1 protein-coding gene is annotated in these 3,026 nt (G+C 37.9%); it reads left to right on the plus strand.

Features of this window, described 5'->3' with window-relative positions; all coding sequences use genetic code 11:
* The coding region (locus H7U02_RS11360) for a glucosyl transferase (RefSeq protein ID WP_201043395.1) at nucleotides 1–2,661 on the plus strand (2,661 nt) is incomplete at its 5' end.
* Between the last annotated feature and the right edge of the window lie 365 nt (nucleotides 2,662–3,026).

Consider the following 3,026-nt stretch of genomic DNA (forward strand, 5'->3'; position numbering starts at 1 on the left):
CCTGCTACTACTGAAAATGTTGCTAGCACAGAAAACACCACAAATGTCTCAGAACAAGCCACAAATTCTACAGCAAGCTTTGAAGTTGCCAGTGAGACTGCTTCAACTACTGCAAGCGAAAGTCAAGCACCTGCAGAATCAGCCACAGGCCAAACACGTGAAGCCGTAACTACAGACCGAGCTGCCAATGAGACTGCAACAGCAACCGCAGATACCAATAGTGAAACCAATGTCACCGGTGGTCAATACTATAGAGACGAATATGGCTACTGGCATTACAAAGATGCTAGCGGTAAAGACCTGACTGGACCACAAACTATTGATGGCGTTAAGGTCTACTTTAGAGATAGTGGTGTTCAGGTTAAAGGGGAATTTACCTGGGACGGTCACTATTATGACAAAGATTCTGGTGCTCTTGTTACTAATAAATTCGTTGAGAGTTACGGTAGCACCTATTACCTAGATGAAAATGGCAATAAAGTAATCGGTCCCAAAGAAATTAATGGGGAATGGAATTATTTTGACGACTACGGTGAACAAGTTAGGAATAGATTTGCTTCTGATGGCCGTTATTACGACAAGGACGGAAAACAAGTTGATTTCGGGACAAACCGTTATTTTCAACTTGGTGATTATTGGTTTTACGCCGGTAAGGACGGTGCTATCTTAAAAGGTGAGCAAACTATTGATGGCGTTAAGGTTTACTTTTATCAAAGCGGCGTTCAAGTCAAAGGGTATTTTGTTAGAAATGATACTGACAATAAAGAACATTATTACGACAAAGATTCTGGTGCACTAGTCACTAACAACTACGTTATTGCCTACGATAACTATACCCACCAAAATGAACGCTACTATGTGGATGATCAGGGTGTTCGTGTAAAAGGTGCTAAAACTATAAATGGTAAACAGGTTTACTTTACATATGATGGAAGACAGGTCTTCGACAATTTTGGTGACGATGGCTACTTCTATGGGCAAGATGGTAACCGAGTCGACCTAGGCACAAACCATTATGTTCAAATCAAAGGCAACTGGTACTACATCGGTAACGATGGAAAAATCTTGACAGATGAACAAACTATTGATGGCGCTCATGTCTACTTTGGCTATAAAGGTATCCAAGTGAAAGGAGATTTTGACTACAACAAACAATTTCATGATAAAGACTCTGGAAATCTAGTTACTAATCGTTTCGTAACAGTTAAAGACAAAACCTACTTTATTGGAGCTGATAGTAAGGCTATCAAAGGAGCAACAGTCATCGACAACGTTGAATACTTCTTTGACAAAGAATCTGGTGCACAAGTTAAGGGAGATTTTGCTAGTAACGATAAATACTACGATGGGGTCACTGGTGCGCTCGTAACCAATAGCTATGTCCAAGTTGGTAAAAACTGGTACTATGTAGGAAATGACGGAAAACCACTTAAAGGCTCTCAAACCATTAACAATGTTCCTGTATACTTTGACCCTTATGGGGGTAGACAAGCCAAAGGTATCTTTGGTAACGATGGCTACTTCTACGACAAAGATTCTGGTGCTAAAGTAGATTTGGGAACAAATCGCTATGTCCAAGTTAATGATAATTGGTACTACGTCAATGCTGAAGGTAAGATTCTAAAAGGGGACCAAATCATTGATGGAGTTCAAGTCAATTTTAATCCATATAACGGTATTCAAACTAAGGGGGAATTAGTTGATTCTAATGGTCGAGTAATCAGTGAAGAGAACTACAATACTTATGAAACACCTAGTAAGTTCTATGATAAAAATTCTGGAGCTCTTGTAAAAGGTCAATACTTCAGCCATGATGGTAAATGGTACTATGCAGATGCACAAGGTAATATCCTTAAAGGCTCACAAACCATTGATGGGGTACACGTTTACTTTGATGATGATGGTGTTCAAGCTAAAGATGCTGTTCTTAATGGTTACTACTACGATAAAGATAGTGGTGCAGGGAAAGAACTCCCTCGTGATCAGTTTATTAAAATTGGTAACGAGTTATACTACCTTAGCAGTAATGGAAGAACTGGGGAAATAAATATTGATGGGAAGGATTACTATATTGAGCAAAACGGAAAGGTTCTTCGTGGTTCCTTTAACATATATCAAAATCCACCTTACTATGATGATGAAACTGGCGAAGCTGTAGAAAAAGCTGGTTTTGTTAAATCTCGCGGTAGTTGGTTCTACCTAGAAAATGGTAAAAAAGTCGCAGGTTTCAAAAAAATTGATGGGAAACTTTACTATTTCTCTGCCAATCCAATGAACAAATACGAAACAAACGAACAAGTTCGTGGAAAATTAGCTAGACCTAAGTTTTATATTTCTTTTCCTAGCAGGGCAGAAGACAACCCAACTTACTACTTCGACGCTGAAACAGGTGTTGCTGTAACCAACCAATTCGTCTATGCAGATGGACACTGGTACTACTTCGGTAAGGATGGTAAGGCCCTCCTCTTCGATCAAGTCATCAATGGTCAACACCTCTACTTCGATTATGAAGGTAAACAAGTGAAGGGTGATTTCGTTACAGACTACAAGGGAACTCGTTATTACGATGAAAACTCTGGTGAGCTCGTAACCAACGAAACACGTACCATCAATGGTGTGACTTACCACTTTGATGAAAATGGACGTGCAAAGCAATTGTAAGATAAGTCAGGAAATCGACTAAAATTATTCTTATAAAACATCTATACTAAGGAAGTTGATTAATTTCAACTTCCTTTTAAAAATCCAAGAAAATAATTTTTGTCTACTTTAAGAAAACTATAGGCTTTGCTTTATATACTATAACCATCCTAAAACTTTTCTTTTTCATAATCTCCTAAATCCAAGGCGCAGGTCCTGGATTTTTTGTGTTTTTAAACTCTTACGACTGATAAAATTTTGATATTTGATATTCACTCTCTTTTCTATGTAATCGTTTTCTTATCTTTGTCTAAATTTCTTATATTTTCTTGAAACTCTCTAAAATAGCGCTATAATAGAATTTAGGAAATGGAGGAAAAATTATG

The sequence above is a fragment of the Streptococcus sp. 3.1 genome (assembly GCF_016648915.1).
Lineage (GTDB): Bacteria > Bacillota > Bacilli > Lactobacillales > Streptococcaceae > Streptococcus > Streptococcus salivarius_E.